Genomic DNA, 18,024 nt, shown 5'->3' on the forward strand with positions numbered 1-18,024 from the left:
GGGGCGGGGGTCAGCCGACCGCGCCCTCCATCTGCAGCTCGATCAGCCGGTTGAGCTCGAGGGCGTACTCCATGGGAAGCTCCTTGGCGATCGGCTCGACGAAGCCGCGCACGATCATGGCCATCGCCTCGAACTCGCTCAGACCGCGGCTCATCAGGTAGAAGAGCTGGTCCTCGGAGACCTTGGAGACGGTCGCCTCGTGCCCCATGGACACGTCGTCCTCGCGGACGTCCACGTAGGGGTACGTGTCGGAGCGGGAGATGGTGTCGACCAGCAGCGCGTCGCACAGCACGTTCGACTTGGAGCCGTGGGCGCCCTCACCGATCTCGACGAGACCGCGGTAGGAGGTGCGGCCGCCGCCGCGCGCCACGGACTTCGAGACGATGTTGGAGGAGGTGTTCGGCGCCATGTGGACCATCTTGGAGCCGGCGTCCTGGTGCTGGCCCTCGCCCGCGAAGGCGATGGACAGGGTCTCGCCCTTGGCGTGCTCGCCCATCAGGTAGACGGCCGGGTACTTCATCGTCACCTTGGAGCCGATGTTGCCGTCGATCCACTCCATGGTCGCGCCCTCGTACGCCACGGCGCGCTTGGTGACCAGGTTGTAGACGTTGTTCGACCAGTTCTGGATGGTCGTGTAGCGGCAGCGGGCGTTCTTCTTGACGATGATCTCGACGACCGCGGAGTGCAGCGAGTCCGACTTGTAGATCGGCGCGGTGCAGCCCTCGACGTAGTGCACGTAGGCACCCTCGTCGACGATGATCAGGGTCCGCTCGAACTGGCCCATGTTCTCCGTGTTGATACGGAAGTAGGCCTGGAGCGGGATCTCGACGTGCACGCCCTTCGGCACGTAGATGAAGGAGCCGCCGGACCACACGGCGCTGTTCAGCGAGGCGAACTTGTTGTCACCGACGGGGATGACGGTGCCGAAGTACTCCTTGAAGAGCTCCGGGTGCTCCTTGAGGGCGGTGTCGGTGTCCAGGAAGATGACGCCCTGCTCCTCCAGGTCCTCGCGGATCTGGTGGTAGACGACCTCGGACTCGTACTGGGCCGCGACACCGGCGACGAGGCGCTGCTTCTCCGCCTCGGGGATGCCGAGCTTGTCGTACGTGTTCTTGATGTCCTCGGGCAGGTCCTCCCAGGACTCCGCCTGCTTCTCCGTGGAGCGCACGAAGTACTTGATGTTGTCGAAGTCGATGCCCGACAGGTCCGAGCCCCAGTTCGGCATGGGCTTCTTCTCGAAGAGGCGCAGACCCTTGAGGCGGAGCTTGGTCATCCACTCCGGCTCGTTCTTCTTCGCGGAGATGTCGCGGACGACGTCCTCGTTGATGCCGCGCTTGGCAGAGGCGCCGGCCGTGTCGGAGTCGGCCCAGCCGTATTCGTACTTGCCCAGGCCCTCGAGCTCAGGGTGAGCAGTCTCCGTGGGGAGAGTCATGCGGGGTTCCTCCCGGCCGTGCTTGCAGATGCGTGAGCGGTGTTCTCGGGCGCGCGCGCCGCGGGTGGCGCGTGCGAAGTCTTCGGAATGAACGTGGTGCAGACCCCGTCGCCGTGCGCGATGGTCGCGAGCCGCTGTACATGCGTACCGAGCAGCTCGGCGAAAAATTCCGTCTCCGCCTCGCACAGCTGCGGAAACTGCTCCGCGACGTGGGCGACCGGGCAGTGGTGCTGGCACAGCTGCTCGCCCTGCTGGGGGTGGGGTGCGCTCCGCGCGGTAGCAGCGTACCCGTCCTTGGACAGGGCCTTGGCCAGCGCTTCAGCCTGCTGCTCGGCGGGGACCGACTCGACGGCCTTGCGGTACGCGCCCGACTGGGCGGCGATCCGGGCGCGGGCGAAGGCGGCGATCGCCTGCTCCCCGCCCTCCTGCTCCGCGATCCAGCGCAGGGCGTCGGCGGCCAGCTTGTCGTACGACTGGTCGAAGGCGTCCCGGCCGCAGTCGGTGAGCGCGAAGACCTTGGCGGGCCTCCCGCGCGTGCGCGCGCCGTAGACCCGCTGCTCGCGGGCCTCGACCACGTCGTCGGCGACCAGCGCGTCGAGGTGACGCCGGACGGCGGCCTGGGTCAGGCCCAGGCGTCCGGCGAGCTCGGCGACGGTCGACGGCCCGTGGTCCAGGATGGAGCGCGCGACACGGTTGCGGGTGGACCGCTCACCGGTCGCGAGTTCCTCCTGCGGAGCCTCGCCAACGTTTTTCACAACGCCATTGTTGCGTAATTCGACGGGGGCGGGCAACCCGCGTTCGGATCTTCGAACGGTGCCCTGTGTCACTTAGGCATACCTAAGCTGACCTGCGGAAACGATCTTTGATCGATCGGCGCCGGGCCGGAAGGCTGGCGTCCAGGACCGGCTTCGGGAACACTCCCCCGCATGCCCACACCCCCTCCGACCGGCCCACTCGTCACCCGCGGCACGCTCGCCGCCGGGCTGCGCGAACTGGGCGTGCGGACCGGCGAGACCCTGCTCGTGCACTCCTCCCTCAGTTCGCTCGGCTGGGTCTGCGGAGGCCCCGTCGCGGTCGTCCAGGCGCTCCTGGACGTCCTCGGTCCGAGCGGCACCCTGGTCGTCCCGACCCAGACCGGCGACCTCTCGGACCCGGCGCTGTGGACCAGCCCGCCGGTCCCCGAGGAGTGGTGGGACACCGTGCGCGCGGCGACGCCCGCGTACGACCCGCTGATCACGCCCTCGCGGGGCGTCGGGGTGGTCCCGGAGACGGTGCGCACCTGGCCCGGCGCCCGGCGCAGCGCCCACCCGCAGACCTCCTTCGCGGCCCTCGGCGCCCGTGCCGCCGAGGTGGTCGCCGACCACGCGGGGGACTGCCGGCTCGGCGAACGCAGCCCCCTGGCCACCCTGGAACGGCTGGACGCCCGGGTCCTGCTGCTCGGGGCGGGCTACCACGCGTGCACCGCCTTCCACCTCGCCGAGTACCGCATCCCCTCGCCGCTGGTGGAGGTGGGGCGCCCGGGGCCGGTGGGCTGGGAGCGGGTGACCGAGGTGTCGATCACCTCGGAGCGGTTCGACGAACTGGGCCACGACTTCGAGCGGGACCGGCCCGTGGCACGCGGCCGGGTCGGCGCGGCCGACGTACGGCTGTTCCCACTGCCCGACGCGGTCGCCTACGCCGAGCGGTGGCTGCCGCTGCACCGCCCCCGCGAGTGAGCCCCGTCCCCGGTGCGAGGTGGTTTTCCACACCCCCGCGCCCGGCCGGTCGTCCGCCTACCTAGACTCGTGACCCATGCGAAGTGAGCCCGTGGTCCAGGTCCAGGCCCTGGTGAAGCGGTACGGCACGAAGACCGCGGTCGACGGCCTCGACCTGGTGGCCCGTCCGGGCGTCACCGCCGTGCTCGGTCCCAACGGGGCGGGCAAGACGACCACCGTCGAGACCTGCGAGGGGTACCGGAAGCCGGACTCCGGGACGGTGCGCGTCCTGGGTCTCGACCCGGTGACGCAGGGCGCCGAGCTGCGCCCGCGGATCGGCGTGATGCTCCAGTCCGGCGGCGTCTACTCCGGCGCCCGCGCCGACGAGATGCTGCGGCACGTCGCGAAGCTGCACGCCCACCCACTGGACGTCGACGCGCTGATCGAGCGGCTCGGTCTCGGCTCCTGCGGCCGCACCACGTACCGCAGGCTCTCGGGCGGGCAGCAGCAGCGGCTCGCCCTCGCCATGGCCGTGGTGGGCCGCCCGGAGCTGGTGTTCCTGGACGAGCCGACCGCCGGCCTCGACCCGCAGGCCCGCCGCGCCACCTGGGACCTCGTCCGGGACCTGCGCGGCGACGGGGTCTCGGTGATCCTCACCACGCATCACATGGACGAGGCCGAGCAGTTGTCCGACGACGTCGCCATCGTCGACGCCGGGCGGGTCGTCGCCCAGGGCTCCCCGGAGGAGCTGTGCCGCGGCGGCGCCGAGAACACCCTGCGCTTCACCGGCCGGCCGGGCCTGGACGTGGCGTCCCTGCTCAAGGCGCTGCCGACGGACTCCTCGGCCGCGGAGCTGACCCCGGGTTCCTACCGGGTGAACGGCAAGGTCGACCCGCAGCTGCTCGCCACGGTGACCTCCTGGTGCGCCCAGCACGGGGTGATGCCGGACCGCATCTCGGTGGAGCGGCACACACTGGAGGACGTCTTCCTGGAGCTGACGGGCAGGGAGTTGCGCTCATGATTTCGGTCGACACTGAGGACGGCCGCGGGTCCGGGGGCCGGCCCCCGGGAGGACACAGCCTGGAGCTGACGGGCAAGGAGCTGCGCGGGTGACCACGACCACAGGGACAGCGGGGGACACGGGGGCGCCCGGCACCGCCGGGACGTACGCGCCCAGGCCCGGCGCGGCGCCGCTAGGGCGCATGATCGCGGCGCAGGCCGTGCTCGAGACCAAGATGCTGCTGCGCAACGGCGAGCAACTGCTGCTGACGGTGATCATCCCGACGCTGCTGCTCGTCCTGTTCAGCTCCGTGGACATCATCGACACCGGGGCCGGAGAGGCGGTGGACTTCCTCGCCCCCGGCATCCTCGCGCTCGCCGTGATGTCCACGGCGTTCACGGGCCAGGCCATCGCCACCGGTTTCGAGCGCCGGTACGGGGTGCTGAAGCGGCTGGCCGCCTCTCCGCTGCCGCGCTGGGCCCTGATGACCGCCAAGACGGCGTCGGTCCTGGTCACCGAGGTGCTGCAGATCGTGCTGCTGACGGTGATCGCCTTCGCGCTCGGCTGGTCCCCGCACGGCAACCCGGGGGCCGTGCTGCTGCTCCTGGTCCTCGGCACCGCCGCCTTCTCCGGGCTCGGGCTGCTGATGGCGGGCACCCTGCGGGCGGAGGCCACGCTGGCCGCAGCCAACCTGGTCTTCCTGCTGCTCCTGGTGGGCGGCGGGGTGATCGTGCCGCTGGACAAGTTCCCGGACGGGGCTCAGAGCGTGCTGGGGCTGCTGCCGGTCTCGGCCCTGTCCGACGGGCTGCGGGACGTGCTCCAGCACGGGGCGTCGATGCCCTGGGGCGACCTGGGGATCCTCGCCGCGTGGGCGGTCGTGGGGCTCGCGGCCGCGGGGAAGTTCTTCCGCTGGGAGTAAGGACACATGCCGAACGACGACCCTCGTGAAAGCGTGCACAAGCGGGCCCCTACGATGGACGGCGTGCCAAACGTGACCCGTGCCGACGCCGCAGCCGCCGTGCGCAACCCCCTCGCCTTCATCGCCGCGCGCTGGACCCCGCACCCCGGGACGGTCCGGCGAGCGGCCCTCGCGCCTCTCGTGATGTCGGTGATCATCGTCGTCACCGGCGGCGCCGTCCGGCTCAGCGGCTCCGGGCTCGGCTGCCCGACCTGGCCCAAGTGCACCGACGACTCGCTCACCACCACGAGCGAGATGGGCTTCCACGGCGTCGTCGAGTTCGGCAACCGCATGCTGACCTACGTGCTCTGTGCCGCGGTCGGCTGGGCGATCATCGCCGCCCGCTCGCAGAAGCCCTACCGGCGCAGTCTCACCCTGCTCGGGTGGGCGCAGTTCTGGGTCGTGATGAGCAACGCGGTGCTCGGCGGCATCGTCGTGCTCGTCGGGCTCAACCCCTACACGGTCGCGGCCCACTTCGTGGCGACGACGGCGCTGCTGACGCTGGCCACCGTGATGTGGCAGCGCACCCGGGAGGGCGACGCGGCACCGCGTCCGCTGGTCGGCGCGTCCGTGCGGCAACTGGTGTGGGTGATGGTCGTCGTCTCGGCGCTGCTGATCACGGTCGGCACCGTGGTCACCGGCGCCGGCCCGCACGCGGGTGACTCCAGCGACGTGCCGCGGATGCCGGTCGACTGGGAGATGATCAGCAAGGGGCACGCCGTCCTGGCGTGGATCGTGGTGACGCTGACGTTCGCCCTGTGGTTCGTGCTGAAGGCGGTCGACGCGCCCAAGGGCCCGCTGGCCCGCACCCGGGACCTGTTCCTGGTGCTGCTCGCCCAGGGGGTCATCGGGTACGTCCAGTACTTCACCGACCTGCCCGAGGTCCTGGTCGGCCTGCACATGTTCGGCTCGTGCCTGGTGTGGATCGCGGTGCTGCGGGTGCTGCTGTCGCTGCGCGAGCGGCCCGACGAGACGGTGCCCACGCTGCCCGCTCAGGAGTACGACGCCACCAGCGTGTCGATGGCCGGCCCCAGGTAGCTCCGGGTCAGCTCGGCGCGGCGGACGATCCACTCCCCCGTGGCGCCGGGCCGCTCACTGTCCCCGTACCGCCGCTCGGCGATGTCTGCCACGACCTCGCCGGGTGCGCCCAGGACGGGCAGTTCCGCCAGGGCCTCCCGCTTGGTGATCAGGCGGCCCTCCCGCAGCGTGACGGTGGCGCGGGCGAAGGTGAGCAGGCCCAGATCGACCCAGACGTCCTGCCGCCACAGCTTCGTCCTGCGCACGTTCGGCCGCCAGAACTCCCGCTGGTCGCGGACGACGAAAGCGGCCAGTTCCCGCTCCGGTACCGGCGGCAGCAGGTATTGCGGCGCCTCACCGTGCAGGACCCGGCCGGAGCCGTGCAGCTCGCGCCGGGTGACCGGGGTGACCGGCCGCTTGAAGAGGTGCTGGTGGGCCCAGGTCAGGTGGCGCCGGTCCGCGTCGGCAAGCGTGCCCGGCGACAGGTACGTGCAGTGCAGCAGCCCGGCCAGGGGCTCCTCGCGCAGCCTGGCGTGGAGCAGCCCGAGGCGCCAGGCCGTGCGGGCCGTGGCCGGCCGGGGAAGGACCGCGATGAGGTCGAGGTCGCTGCGGCCCTCCTGGTAGTCGCCCGCGCCCAGCGAACCGTGCGCCCAGACGGCGACAGGGTCGAGGGGTTCGAGGCCGGTGAGGAAGCGGTCGAGTAACGCGTCGGTCGCCATGCGTACCAGTGTCGGCCGTTCGCTACGCCGCGTACACCGTCACTCCAGCCCGTAGACCCGCCCGGCGTTCCCCGAGGCGATCATCCCGGCCACCCGCTGCGCGTCCCCGAGCGACCACGCCCCCTCCGCCACCCAGGTGCCCAGCACCGTGCCGAGGGCCTCGCGGAACAGCCGGGCGGCGACGACGTGCAGCTCGGGCAGGCCCTGGGCGCCGCTGGAGAAGAGGATCTTGCCGAAGGGGGCCAGCTCCAGGATCTCCGCGAGGACCGTCGCCGCCCGGGCGCCGGTCCGCACGAGGGCGGCGCCCGAGTCGGCGTAGACGTGCGGGAAGACGCCGGCCAGGTGGGCGGCGTGCCGGTGGTAGGGGTAGCCGTGCAGCAGGACCAGGTCGGTGCCGAGGCCGGCGGTGGCGCGCACGAAGTCGGTGAGCAGGACCGGGTCGGTGCGGTCGATGCGCAGGCCCGGCTCGCCGAGGCCCGCGTGCAGTTGGAGCGGCAGGCCCGAGGCGACGGCGATCCACAGCAGGTGGCGCAGCAGGACCGGGTCGCTCAGCTCTCCGCCGACCTCGCGCCCGGCCAGCCAGCGGGCGGCGGCGCCGCGCACCTCGCCCGCGCCGGGCGGCTCCGGGGCGAGCGCCAGACCGTGCCGCACCCCGGCGACGGAGGTGAAGGCGACCGCGTTCGCGGCGGCGCCGTGCACGGCCTCGGCGAGGTTGGCGAGGAAGGACTCGACGGTGCCGGAGGTGTCGGCGACCTGCTCGGCGAGGAGTTCGAGGCGTACGGTCTCGTGGGCCTCGGCGTCCGCGGCTGAGGCCATCTCGGTGGGGCCGGTGAGGTCGCCGGGCAGTCCCGCGTCGACCAGGTAGGTGGTGATGCCGCTGCCGCGCAGCAGCCGCCGGTCGGCCTCCATGACGCCCAGTTCGCGACGCCGGGCCAGGTACCGGGCGGGCGGGCAGTGCGGTTCCAGGCCGAGCAGGGGCGGGCACCAGCGGCGTACGGCGAAACCGGTCTGGGTGTCGAAGAGGGTGGTGCCCGGTGCCGGCGGGCCCTCGGTGCGGGCGAGCTGGGCCTCGAACGTGCCGAGGCCCAGCTCCGTTCTCAGGACGCCGTGGCAGTACTGGTCCACCAGGGACGGCGTTTCGATCATCCGGGCTCCCCGTGCTGGGACCGTGCGCCGTGCGGCTCGGGTGCCTCGCGGCCCGTGCGCCCGGCGGCTTCCTACGGTCCTAACGGGTGAACCCGGTCTCAGGTGTTGCTCGGGCCTCCGACCTGGATGCCGGCCATGCGCGACCACTCGTAGCGGCCGGTGGTGACCTTGGCCGCGAACTCGCCGTCGAAGTTTTCGTGGACGGTGACGCCGGAGCGCTCGACGGCCTGCCGCGCGCTCTCGTGGGTGCGTGCGACCAGGTCTCCCCAGGCACCGTCCTCGCCGACCAGCACGATCCGGGCGCCGCGCTCACCGAGGTAGGCCACCTGGGCCTCGGCGCCGCCGTGGGCCTTGGCGAAGGATTCGATCCGCCCGGCCATCCGGGTCACCCGGCGCTCGGCCCACCGGTCCGCCCGGCCGCCGGCCTTCGCGCCGTCCTGCTCCGTGTCCACCTGCTGCGTGTCTGCCATGACCAGGATGCTACCGACGGGTAGATCGAACGGCGACGGGCGGGGTGCGTGGCCTTGACCACGCGCCCCGCCCGTCGGACGGCTCCACGCTGTGCGCTCAGCGCAGGAAGGGGTCCACCGCGATCGCCAGGAACAGCACCGACACGTAGGTGATGGACCAGTGGAACAGCCGCATCTCCTTGAGCTTGCCGCCCGTGACCTCCGCCTTGGCCCGGTTCTGCAGCCCGTGCGCCTCCCACAGCCACATACCGCCGGCCGCCACCGCGACCGCGGTGTAGAACCAGCCGGTGTAGCCGAGCGGCGTCAGCAGCAGCGACACGACGACCATCACCCAGCTGTAGATGACGATCTGCCGGGCGACGACCTTGTTGGACGCGATCACCGGGAGCATCGGCACGCCCACGCGCGCGTAGTCCTCCTTGACCTTCATGGACAGCGGCCAGTAGTGCGGCGGCGTCCAGAAGAACATCACCCCGAAGAGGATGATCGGCGCCCAGGACATCGAGTCGGTCACGGCCGACCAGCCGATCAGCACCGGCAGGCAGCCCGCGATGCCGCCCCAGACGATGTTCTGCGAGGTGCGGCGCTTGAGGATCATCGTGTAGACGACGACGTAGAAGAGGAGCGCGCCGAGCGAGAGCCAGGCCGACAGCCAGTTGACCGTGAGGCCGAACAGCAGCGTCGAGACGATCGCCAGGGTGATGCCGAAGGCGAGGCACTCGCGCGGACCGACCATGCCGGTCACCAGCGGGCGCTGCGAGGTCCGGTCCATCAGCGCGTCGATGTCGCGGTCGATGTACATGTTCAGCGCGTTGGCGCCGCCGGCCGACAGATAACCGCCGACGCAGGTCAGCAGCACCAGCTTCAGATCCGGAACACCCTGCTCGGCGAGGAACATCACCGGAACGGTGGTGATCAGCAGTAGCTCGATGATCCGCGGCTTGGTCAGTGCCACGAACGCCTTGACACGGGCCCCGAACGGCCGGTGACTCGGGCCCTGGCTCGTCCCGATAACCCCCGCAGGACGGGATTCAACGGCCGTCACGCACACCCCTGACAGAGACTCCCAGCGAGCCCTCCCCGCGTGAAGTGGCGGTAAAGGGCTCGCGCGTACCACGCCACTTTAGACGTTGCCCATACCTCGGTCTTCGCGGGGGTGGGCTCGTGTTGGCGAGGGCGCTCCGACGTGCGTTCGGACGGTCGATTGAGCAGTCAGATGAGCGGCTCCGTATTCACTTGCCGAATGCGGTTTCGCCCAGTCGACAGGCGGATCCACAAGAGTCCCGGCAGTCTGGTTTCCAGCGGAAAAACGCACGTACTTACGGGGGTAGGCTCGGCCATGGCCGGCCGACTCACGGACGCGCCGGCAGCCCGTGCACCCGTGCACCGGCAACCGACATGTGGAGAGGAGCCCTGACTCAGGGTGAGCACCAAGCCGACCACCACAGACCTCGAGTGGACCGAACTGGACCAGCGGGCCGTGGACACCGCCCGCGTCCTGGCCGCCGATGCCGTACAGAAGGTTGGCAACGGCCATCCGGGTACGGCGATGAGCCTGGCGCCCGCCGCCTACACCCTCTTCCAGAAGGTGATGCGGCACGACCCCGCCGACGCGAACTGGGTCGGGCGCGACCGTTTCGTGCTGTCCGCGGGCCACTCGTCCCTGACCCTCTACACCCAGCTGTACCTGGCCGGCTTCGGCCTGGAGCTGGCGGACCTCGAGTCCTTCCGCACCTGGGGCTCCAAGACCCCCGGCCATCCGGAGTACGGCCACACCACGGGCGTGGAGACCACCACCGGCCCGCTGGGCCAGGGCGTGGCCAACGCGGTGGGCATGGCGATGGCCGCCCGCTACGAGCGCGGCCTGTTCGACCCGGAGGCCGCCGAGGGCACCTCCCCGTTCGACCACTTCGTCTACTGCATCGCCGGTGACGGCTGCCTCCAGGAGGGCATCTCCTCCGAGGCGTCCTCGATGGCCGGCCACCAGAAGCTCGGCAACCTCGTGCTGCTGTGGGACGACAACCACATCTCCATCGAGGGCGACACCGAGACCGCCGTCTCCGAGGACACCTGCAAGCGCTACGAGGCCTACGGCTGGCACGTGCAGCGCGTGGCCCCGAAGCCGGACGGCGACCTGGACCCGAACGCGATCTACGACGCGATCGAGGCGGCGAAGAAGGTCACCGACCGGCCGTCCTTCATCGCCATGCGCTCGATCATCGCCTGGCCCGCCCCGAACGCGCAGAACACCGAGGCCGCGCACGGCTCGGCGCTCGGCGACGACGAGGTCGCGGCGACCAAGCGGGTCCTGGGCTTCGACCCGGAGAAGTCCTTCGAGGTCTCCGACGAGGTCATCGAGCACACCCGCAAGGCCCTGGAGAAGGGGCAGGCGGCCCGCGCGGTGTGGGACAAGTCCTTCCAGCAGTGGCGGGACAACAACCCGGAGCGCGCCGCCGAGTACGACCGCGTCGCCAAGGGCGAGCTGCCCAAGGGCTGGGAGGAGAAGATCCCGGTCTTCGAGGCGGGCAAGGGCCTCGCGACCCGTGCCGCGTCCGGCAAGGTGCTCCAGGCGCTCGGCGCCGTGATCCCGGAGCTGTGGGGCGGCTCGGCCGACCTGGCCGGCTCGAACAACACGACGATCGACAAGACGTCGTCCTTCCTCCCGGCGGGCAACCCGCTGCCGGAGGCGGACCCGTACGGCCGCACCGTCCACTTCGGCATCCGCGAGCACGCGATGGCCGCGGAGATGAACGGCATCGCGCTGCACGGCAACACCCGCATCTACGGCGGAACGTTCCTGGTCTTCTCCGACTACATGCGCAACGCGGTGCGGCTGTCGGCGCTGATGCACCTGCCGGTGACGTACGTGTGGACGCACGACTCCATCGGCCTGGGCGAGGACGGCCCGACCCACCAGCCGGTCGAGCACCTGGCCTCGCTGCGCGCCATCCCGGGTCTGAACGTGGTCCGTCCGGCCGACGCCAACGAGACGGCGATCGCCTGGCGCGAGATCCTGCGCCGCTGGACGAAGGAGTTCGGCAAGGGCCAGCCGCACGGTCTGGCGCTGACCCGCCAGGGCGTGCCGACCTACGAGCCGAACGAGGACGCGGCCAAGGGCGGCTACGTGCTGTTCGAGGCGGACGGCGGCGACGCCGAGGTGGTTCTGATCGCGACCGGTTCCGAGGTGCACGTCGCCGTCGAGGCGCGCGAGCAGCTCCAGGCCGACGGCGTTCCGACCCGTGTGGTGTCCATGCCGTCGGTCGAGTGGTTCGAGCAGCAGGACCAGGGGTACCGGGACAGCGTCCTGCCCCCGTCCGTGAAGGCCCGGGTCGCGGTCGAGGCCGGGATCGGACTGACCTGGCACAAGTACGTGGGAGACGCCGGCCGCATCGTCTCCCTGGAGCACTTCGGTGCTTCGGCGGACGCCAAGGTGCTCTTCAAGGAGTTCGGCTTCACCGCCGAGAACGTGGCCTCCGCAGCCCGGGAATCGATCGCCGCAGCCCAGCGCTGACGCTTACACACGACAGTAGGAGATGCATTTTCCATGACAGACGCACTCAAGCGCCTCTCCGACGAAGGCGTCGCGATCTGGCTGGACGACCTGTCCCGCAAGCGGATCACGTCCGGCAACCTCGCCGAGCTGATCGACCAGCAGCACGTCGTGGGCGTCACCACCAACCCGTCGATCTTCCAGAAGGCGATCTCGCAGGGCGACGGCTACGACACGCAGCTGACCGACCTCGCCGCCCGCGAGGTGACGGTGGAAGAGGCGATCCGCATGATCACCACGGCGGACGTCCGTGACGCCGCCGACATCCTGCGCCCGGTGTTCGACAACACCGGCGGCAAGGACGGCCGGGTCTCCATCGAGGTCGACCCGCGTCTCGCCCACAACACCCGGGCGACGGTCGCCGAGGCCAAGCAGCTGGCGTGGCTGGTGGACCGGCCCAACACGCTGATCAAGATCCCGGCCACCGAGGCGGGTATCCCGGCGATCGCCGAGACCATCGGCCTGGGCATCAGCGTCAACGTCACGCTGATCTTCTCGCTGGAGCGCTACCGCAAGGTCATGGACGCCTTCCTGACCGGCCTGGAGAAGGCCAAGGAGCGCGGCCTGGACCTCTCGCAGATCCACTCGGTGGCGTCCTTCTTCGTCTCCCGCGTGGACACCGAGATCGACAAGCGGATCGACGCGATCGGCACCGACGAGGCCAAGGCGCAGCGCGGCAAGGCCGCCGTCGCCAACGCCCGCCTCGCCTACCAGGCGTACGAGGAGGTCTTCGGCTCCGACCGCTGGGCGGCCCTGGAGAAGGCCGGCGCCAACAAGCAGCGTCCGCTGTGGGCGTCGACCGGTGTGAAGGACAAGGCGTACAGCGACACCATGTACGTCACCGACCTGGTCGCGCCCAACACGGTGAACACCATGCCGGAGGCGACCCTGTTCGCCACCGAGGACCACGGCGAGATCACCGGCGACACCGTCTCCGGGACGTACGAGCAGGCCCGCGCGGACCTCGACGCGGTCGAGAAGCTCGGGATCTCCTACGACGAGGTGGTCCAGCTGTTGGAGAAGGAGGGCGTCGACAAGTTCGAGGACGCCTGGAACGACCTGCTGAAGTCCACGGAGGCGGAGCTCAAGCGCCTCGCTCCCTCGAAGGGCTGAGAATTGTCGAGCAGCAACCCGCTGCGTGACCCCGCAGACCGACGGCTCCCGCGTATCGCGGGGCCGTCGGGTCTGGTCATTTTCGGCGTCACCGGCGATCTGTCCCGCAAGAAGCTCATGCCCGCCGTGTACGACCTCGCCAACCGGGGTCTGCTGCCGCCGGGCTTCTCTCTCGTCGGGTTCGCCCGCCGCGACTGGGAGCACGAGGACTTCGCCCAGGTCGTGCACGACGCCGTCAAGGAGCACTCCCGCACTCCGTTCCGCGAGGAGGTCTGGCAGCAGCTCATCCAGGGGATGCGCTTCGTCCAGGGCACCTTCGACGACGACGACGCCTTCGAGCGGCTGCGCGCCACCATCGAGGAGCTGGACAAGGCACAGGGCACGGGCGGCAACTTCGCCTTCTACCTGTCGGTGCCGCCGAAGTCCTTCCCGGTCGTCATCCAGCAGCTGAAGAAGCACCACCTCGCCGACCAGACGGGCGGCTCCTGGCGGCGCGCGGTGATCGAGAAGCCGTTCGGCCACGACCTGAGGTCGGCCGAGGAGCTGAACGCGATCGTCCACGAGGTCTTCGGTTCCGACCAGGTCTTCCGCATCGACCACTACCTGGGCAAGGAGACCGTCCAGAACATCCTGGCGCTGCGCTTCGCCAACACGATGTTCGAGCCGATCTGGAACCGGTCCTACGTCGACCACGTCCAGATCACGATGGCCGAGGACATCGGCATCGGCGGCCGGGCCGGTTACTACGACGGCATCGGCGCGGCGCGCGACGTCATCCAGAACCACCTGCTCCAGCTGCTCGCCCTGACCGCGATGGAGGAGCCCGCCTCCTTCGACGCGGACGCGCTGGCGGCGGAGAAGACCAAGGTGCTCGGGGCGGTCCGCCTCCCCAAGGACCTGGGCCGGGACACCGTGCGCGGCCAGTACGCGGCCGGGTGGCAGGGCGGCGCCAAGGCCGTCGGCTATCTCGAAGAGGACGGCATCGACCCCAAGTCGAAGACCGACACCTACGCCGCGATCAAGGTCGGCATCGACAACCGCCGCTGGGCTGGCGTCCCCTTCTACCTGCGCACCGGCAAGCGCCTGGGCCGCCGGGTCACCGAGATCGCGGTGGTCTTCCAGCGGGCCCCGCACTCCCCCTTCGACACGACGGCCACCGAGGAACTCGGCTCGAACGCGATCGTCATCCGCGTCCAGCCCGACGAGGGCGTCACCGTCCGCTTCGGCTCCAAGGTGCCGGGCACGTCGATGGAGATCCGGGACGTGTCCATGGACTTCGCCTACGGCGAGTCGTTCACGGAGTCCAGTCCGGAGGCGTACGAGCGGCTGATCCTCGACGTGCTGCTCGGCGACGCCAACCTCTTCCCGCGCACCGAGGAGGTCGAGCTGTCCTGGAAGATCCTCGACCCGATCGAGCAGTACTGGGACGAGCACGGCACCCCGGCCCAGTACCCGGCCGGCACCTGGGGGCCCGTCGAGGCGGACGACATGCTGGAGCGAGACGGACGGAGCTGGCGCCGGCCATGAAGACAGACCTCACGGACACCACGGCCAGCAAGATCAACAAGGCGCTGGTGCTGGGCCGCCGGGCCATCGGCACCCCCGCCGTCGGCATGGTGCTCACCCTGGTCATCGTCACCGACGAGGAGAACGCCTACGACGCGCTGAAGGCCGCGAGCGACGCCGCGCACGAGCACCCCTCGCGCACGCTCGTCGTCATCAAGCGCGTCTCGCGCTCACCCCGGGACCGCACCAAGTCCCGGCTGGACGCGGAGGTACGCCTCGGCGCCGACGCGGGCACCGGCGAGACCGTCGTGCTGCGGCTGTACGGCGACGTGGTCGACCACGCCCAGTCGGTGGTCCTGCCGCTGCTGCTGCCGGACGCGCCGGTGGTGGCCTGGTGGCCGGTGAACGCGCCGCTCGACCCGGCGAAGGACCCGCTCGGCGCTCTGGCCCAGCGCAGGGTCACCGACACCTACGCCTGCGAGGAGCCGATACGGGAGCTGGCGGCCCGGGCCGCCGCCTACGCGCCGGGCGACACGGACCTGTCGTGGACCCGCATCACGCCGTGGCGTTCGATGCTGGCGGCGGCCCTGGACCAGGTCGACTGCCAGGTGCAGGCGGTCGAGGTGGAGGGCGAGGAGCACAACCCGAGCTGCGAGCTGCTCGCGATGTGGCTCGCGGACCGGCTGGACGTGCCGGTGAAGCGTTCCGCGTCGAACGGCCCGGGTCTGACGGCGGTCCGGATGGACACCGACTGCGGTCCGGTCGTCCTGGACCGTGCCGACGGATCGCTCGCGAACCTGTCGATCCAGGGCCAGCCGTCCCGCGCGGTGGCGCTCAAGCGCCGTGACACGGCCGAGCTGATCGCGGAGGAGCTGCGGCGCCTCGACCCGGACGACACGTACGCCTCGGCGCTGCGCTACGGGGTGGACCGGCTGAACACTCCGGCCGGTGCCGGCCGGGCCGACGGTGAAGGCACCCGCGCGGTCGCCGCTCCCGTCGCGAAGGTCGCGAAGGCCCGGGCGAAGGACGCGGCGCAGGAGAAGACACCGGTGAGGAAGGCGGCGGCGAAATGAGCGACACCCCGCAGCTGGTCGTGCACCGCGACAAGGAGCTGATGGCCGAGGCCGCCGCGGCCCGCCTGATCACGAAGATCGTGGACGCACAGGCCTCCCGGGGCAGCGCTTCCGTGGTCCTCACCGGCGGTCGCAACGGCAACGGCCTGCTCGCGGCGCTCGCCGCGTCCCCGGCCCGCGACGCGATCGACTGGGGCCGGCTCGACCTGTGGTGGGGGGACGAGCGCTTCCTGCCGGAGGGCGACCCGGAGCGCAACGTCACCCAGGCGCGCCGGGCGCTGCTCGACGCGGTGCCGCTGGACCCGAAGCGGGTGCACGCGATGGCGCCGTCCGACGGCCCGCACGGTTCGGACGTGGAGGCGGCGGCCGCCGCGTACGCACAGGAACTGGCCACGGCGTCCGTCCCCGAGAACCACGCGGCGGTGCCGTCCTTCGACGTCCTGCTCCTCGGCGTCGGCCCGGACACCCACGTGGCCTCGCTCTTTCCGGAGCACCCGGGCGTCCGGGAGACCGAGCGCACGGTGATCGGCGTCCACGGCTCCCCCAAGCCGCCGCCCGTCCGCATCTCCCTGACCCTGCCCGCGATCCGCGCCGCCCGTGAGGTGTGGCTGCTGGCGGCGGGCGAGGACAAGGCGAACGCGGTGGCGATGGCCCTGTCGGGCGCGGGCGAGATCCAGGCCCCGGCCGCGGGCGCCCGGGGCCGCGCCCGCACCCTGTGGCTCCTGGACTCGGCGGCGGCGTCGCAGCTGCCGAGGTCGCTGTACCCGCCGGCGTCCGCCTAGATCACGGCATGACAGAACGCCGGGCCCCGCATGTGCGGGGCCCGGCGTTCTGTCATGCACCCCGGGACGATCCGGCGGCCTGGCGCCGGCGGGGCGGTGGCGTCAGGACCCGCCCGGGCCCGGAGCGTAGGGGTTGGGGCGACCGCCGTGGTGCGGCGCGTACGGCGGCGGGGGCGGCGTGTGGGGCTGGTGCGGTCCGGGGGCGTACGGGTGGCCGGGCCCCGCGGGCGGATACGGGTGCCCGTAGGGGTTGCCCGGCGGCGGCACGTGCGGCAGCCCGGTCGGCGGCAGGTGGCCGGCGGCCGGCGGGACGTGCCCGGGAACCGGCGGGAGGGTCGCCGGATGAGCGGTCAGCCGGATGCCGTAGCGCCGCTTGAGGCGTCCCGTCTCCAGCAGCGCGATCACGGTGACCGTCACGGGCGCGCCCAGGATGAACACGATGCCGAGGGTGAGACTGAGCCCGTGCAGGTCGCCCGTGACCAGGTCCGGCAGGGCCACCAGCCAGCTCGTCACCGTGGCCAGCAGCGCCGGGAGACAGCGGTGGACGGCGGCGGTCCCGAAGAAGTTGCCGGAGACCCGCACGGCACCCCAGGCCACGAAGCCCAGCATCCAGAGCATCGTCATGCCGCCGACGATGATCACCAGGAGGTTGCCCGTGGTGTTGATCGTCGTCACCAGCACCACCGTGGCGGCGACGCAGCCGACGAACAGCAGCAGCAGTTTGAGGGCGTTCGTCAGCGGTACGCGCAGCTGCCGGACGGTGCCGGTGCGCCGCCAGACGAAGAGCATCGCCCCGACCACCAGCGGGGTGATGAACAGCAGGACGACGGAGGCCGTCAGCGCGTTCTCCATCAGCTGGGCCGCGTCGAAGCCGCCCTCGAAGAGGGTGTAGACGCCGATCGAGGCGACCGCACCTCCGATGACCCTGATCCGCTTGAGCCGCTCGATCGACGGATCGAGCGACGGCGGGATCCACCTGGGGTGGAACACCGCCGTCGCGACCTGCTTGGGGTTGAGCAGGGACCGGGCGCCCAGCCCGCCTCCGGTCCAACTTCCGCGCGTTCGCGCCACCTTGTTCCCCCGAACACTCGCTGTGATGATCGCTGGGGGATTCTACGACAGTCGGCGGGGTTGGTGGACGGGACGCCGGTCGCCCACGCCGGTCACCACCCCGTCGCCGACGTCGGTCACTGCCTTCCGCGCAACTCCCGGTAGGCGGCGACCAGGGCCCCGGTGGAGGCGTCCAGGCCCGCCACCTGCGCGCCCTCGGTCAGCGCGGGCTCGATCCGCTTGGCGAGCACCTTGCCGAGTTCGACGCCCCACTGGTCGAAGGAGTCGATGTTCCAGACCGCGCCCTGGACGAACACCTTGTGCTCGTACAGCGCGATCAGCTGCCCGAGGACGGAGGGGGTCAGCTCGGCGGCCAGGATCGTCGTCGTCGGACGGTCACCGCGGAACGTCTTGTGCGCGACCAGTTCCTCCGGCACTCCCTCGGCGCGTACCTCGTCGGGGGTCTTGCCGAAGGCGAGGGCCTGGGTCTGGGCGAAGAAGTTGGCCATCAGCA

16 protein-coding genes and 1 pseudogene are annotated in these 18,024 nt (G+C 71.1%); 9 read left to right on the forward strand and 8 right to left on the reverse strand.

Annotated features, from left to right (window positions below; all coding sequences use genetic code 11):
• Window positions 1–10: 10 nt before the first annotated feature.
• Window positions 11–1,432 carry a Fe-S cluster assembly protein SufB gene (sufB, locus tag EV562_RS32755; protein ID WP_003976894.1) on the reverse strand — a complete coding sequence of 474 codons (1,422 nt, stop codon included), beginning with the start codon at window positions 1,430–1,432 and terminating at the stop codon, window positions 11–13.
• Window positions 1,429–2,187 carry a metalloregulator ArsR/SmtB family transcription factor gene (locus EV562_RS32760; protein ID WP_133890496.1) on the reverse strand — a complete coding sequence of 253 codons (759 nt, stop codon included), beginning with the start codon at window positions 2,185–2,187 and terminating at the stop codon, window positions 1,429–1,431. The genes sufB and EV562_RS32760 overlap by 4 nt, the downstream gene beginning before the upstream one ends.
• A 171-nt stretch (window positions 2,188–2,358) precedes the next feature.
• Between EV562_RS32760 and EV562_RS32765 the strand changes: the two genes are divergently transcribed.
• From EV562_RS32765 to EV562_RS32780, 4 genes are all read left to right on the forward strand, one after another.
• Complete coding sequence (locus EV562_RS32765; protein WP_133890497.1) at window positions 2,359–3,147, forward strand: AAC(3) family N-acetyltransferase; 789 nt, start codon at window positions 2,359–2,361, stop codon at window positions 3,145–3,147.
• Between the two features lie 76 nt (window positions 3,148–3,223).
• Complete coding sequence (locus EV562_RS32770) at window positions 3,224–4,147, forward strand: ABC transporter ATP-binding protein (RefSeq protein ID WP_133890498.1); 924 nt, start codon at window positions 3,224–3,226, stop codon at window positions 4,145–4,147.
• Window positions 4,148–4,235: 88 nt separating this feature from the next.
• Entirely contained in the window at window positions 4,236–5,045 is an 810-nt protein-coding gene (locus tag EV562_RS32775; RefSeq protein WP_133890499.1) for an ABC transporter permease, read from the forward strand.
• Window positions 5,046–5,051: 6 nt separating this feature from the next.
• Window positions 5,052–6,122, forward strand: coding sequence for a COX15/CtaA family protein (locus EV562_RS32780; RefSeq protein ID WP_133890500.1), 1,071 nt, complete (start codon window positions 5,052–5,054; stop codon window positions 6,120–6,122).
• Here the strand turns inward: EV562_RS32780 and EV562_RS32785 are convergent.
• From EV562_RS32785 to EV562_RS32800, 4 genes are all read right to left on the reverse strand, one after another.
• On the reverse strand, window positions 6,077–6,820 hold the full coding sequence (locus EV562_RS32785) for a nucleotidyltransferase domain-containing protein (protein WP_133890501.1): 744 nt from the start codon (window positions 6,818–6,820) through the stop codon (window positions 6,077–6,079). The two genes, EV562_RS32780 and EV562_RS32785, sit on opposite strands and share 46 nt — an antisense overlap.
• Before the next feature lie 39 nt (window positions 6,821–6,859).
• Complete coding sequence (locus tag EV562_RS32790; RefSeq protein ID WP_133890502.1) at window positions 6,860–7,966, reverse strand: amidohydrolase family protein; 1,107 nt, start codon at window positions 7,964–7,966, stop codon at window positions 6,860–6,862.
• Window positions 7,967–8,064: 98 nt separating this feature from the next.
• The gene (locus EV562_RS32795) at window positions 8,065–8,436 is read right to left on the reverse strand and encodes a hypothetical protein (protein ID WP_243860301.1); all 372 of its coding nucleotides are present in this window, start codon (window positions 8,434–8,436) and stop codon (window positions 8,065–8,067) included.
• A 97-nt stretch (window positions 8,437–8,533) separates the two neighbouring features.
• Complete coding sequence (locus EV562_RS32800; RefSeq protein ID WP_133890504.1) at window positions 8,534–9,487, reverse strand: heme o synthase; 954 nt, start codon at window positions 9,485–9,487, stop codon at window positions 8,534–8,536.
• Between the two features lie 372 nt (window positions 9,488–9,859).
• Between EV562_RS32800 and tkt the strand changes: the two genes are divergently transcribed.
• From tkt to pgl, 5 genes are read left to right on the forward strand one after another with little or no spacing between them, the layout of a single operon-like run.
• The gene (gene tkt, locus EV562_RS32810) at window positions 9,860–11,947 is read left to right on the forward strand and encodes a transketolase (protein ID WP_133890505.1); all 2,088 of its coding nucleotides are present in this window, start codon (window positions 9,860–9,862) and stop codon (window positions 11,945–11,947) included.
• A gap of 33 nt (window positions 11,948–11,980) precedes the next feature.
• Window positions 11,981–13,099, forward strand: a complete 1,119-nt coding sequence (tal, locus tag EV562_RS32815) for a transaldolase (RefSeq protein ID WP_133890506.1) — start codon at window positions 11,981–11,983, stop codon at window positions 13,097–13,099.
• 3 nt (window positions 13,100–13,102) lie between these two features.
• Window positions 13,103–14,626: a glucose-6-phosphate dehydrogenase gene (gene zwf, locus EV562_RS32820; protein ID WP_133890507.1), complete on the forward strand. Its 1,524-nt coding sequence runs from the start codon at window positions 13,103–13,105 to the stop codon at window positions 14,624–14,626.
• Window positions 14,623–15,678, forward strand: coding sequence for a glucose-6-phosphate dehydrogenase assembly protein OpcA (opcA, locus tag EV562_RS32825; protein WP_133890508.1), 1,056 nt, complete (start codon window positions 14,623–14,625; stop codon window positions 15,676–15,678). Before zwf ends, opcA begins: the two co-directional genes overlap by 4 nt.
• On the forward strand, window positions 15,675–16,460 hold the full coding sequence (gene pgl, locus EV562_RS32830; RefSeq protein WP_133890509.1) for a 6-phosphogluconolactonase: 786 nt from the start codon (window positions 15,675–15,677) through the stop codon (window positions 16,458–16,460). Before opcA ends, pgl begins: the two co-directional genes overlap by 4 nt.
• Before the next feature lie 102 nt (window positions 16,461–16,562).
• Here the strand turns inward: pgl and EV562_RS32835 are convergent, their stop codons facing one another.
• Window positions 16,563–17,531, reverse strand: coding sequence for a proline-rich domain-containing protein (locus tag EV562_RS32835; protein WP_133890510.1), 969 nt, complete (start codon window positions 17,529–17,531; stop codon window positions 16,563–16,565).
• 116 nt (window positions 17,532–17,647) lie between these two features.
• Window positions 17,648–18,024, reverse strand: a pseudogene (locus EV562_RS32840) (glucose-6-phosphate isomerase); the annotation flags it as partial.

The organism is Streptomyces sp. BK208 (genome assembly GCF_004364245.1).
Classification (GTDB): Bacteria; Actinomycetota; Actinomycetes; order Streptomycetales; family Streptomycetaceae; genus Streptomyces.

Excerpts from the sequence above, each read along its gene's own strand:
- sufB (WP_003976894.1), bottom strand. The coding sequence starts at position 1,432 with ATGACTCTCCCCACGGAGACTGCTCACCCTGAGCTCGAGGGCCTGGGC.
- EV562_RS32765 (WP_133890497.1), top strand. The coding sequence starts at position 2,359 with ATGCCCACACCCCCTCCGACCGGCCCACTCGTCACCCGCGGCACGCTC.
- EV562_RS32770 (WP_133890498.1), top strand. The coding sequence starts at position 3,224 with ATGCGAAGTGAGCCCGTGGTCCAGGTCCAGGCCCTGGTGAAGCGGTAC.
- EV562_RS32780 (WP_133890500.1), top strand. The coding sequence starts at position 5,052 with ATGCCGAACGACGACCCTCGTGAAAGCGTGCACAAGCGGGCCCCTACG.
- EV562_RS32785 (WP_133890501.1), bottom strand. The coding sequence starts at position 6,820 with ATGGCGACCGACGCGTTACTCGACCGCTTCCTCACCGGCCTCGAACCC.
- EV562_RS32790 (WP_133890502.1), bottom strand. The coding sequence starts at position 7,966 with ATGATCGAAACGCCGTCCCTGGTGGACCAGTACTGCCACGGCGTCCTG.
- EV562_RS32795 (WP_243860301.1), bottom strand. The coding sequence starts at position 8,436 with ATGGCAGACACGCAGCAGGTGGACACGGAGCAGGACGGCGCGAAGGCC.
- tal (WP_133890506.1), top strand. The coding sequence starts at position 11,981 with ATGACAGACGCACTCAAGCGCCTCTCCGACGAAGGCGTCGCGATCTGG.
- opcA (WP_133890508.1), top strand. The coding sequence starts at position 14,623 with ATGAAGACAGACCTCACGGACACCACGGCCAGCAAGATCAACAAGGCG.
- pgl (WP_133890509.1), top strand. The coding sequence starts at position 15,675 with ATGAGCGACACCCCGCAGCTGGTCGTGCACCGCGACAAGGAGCTGATG.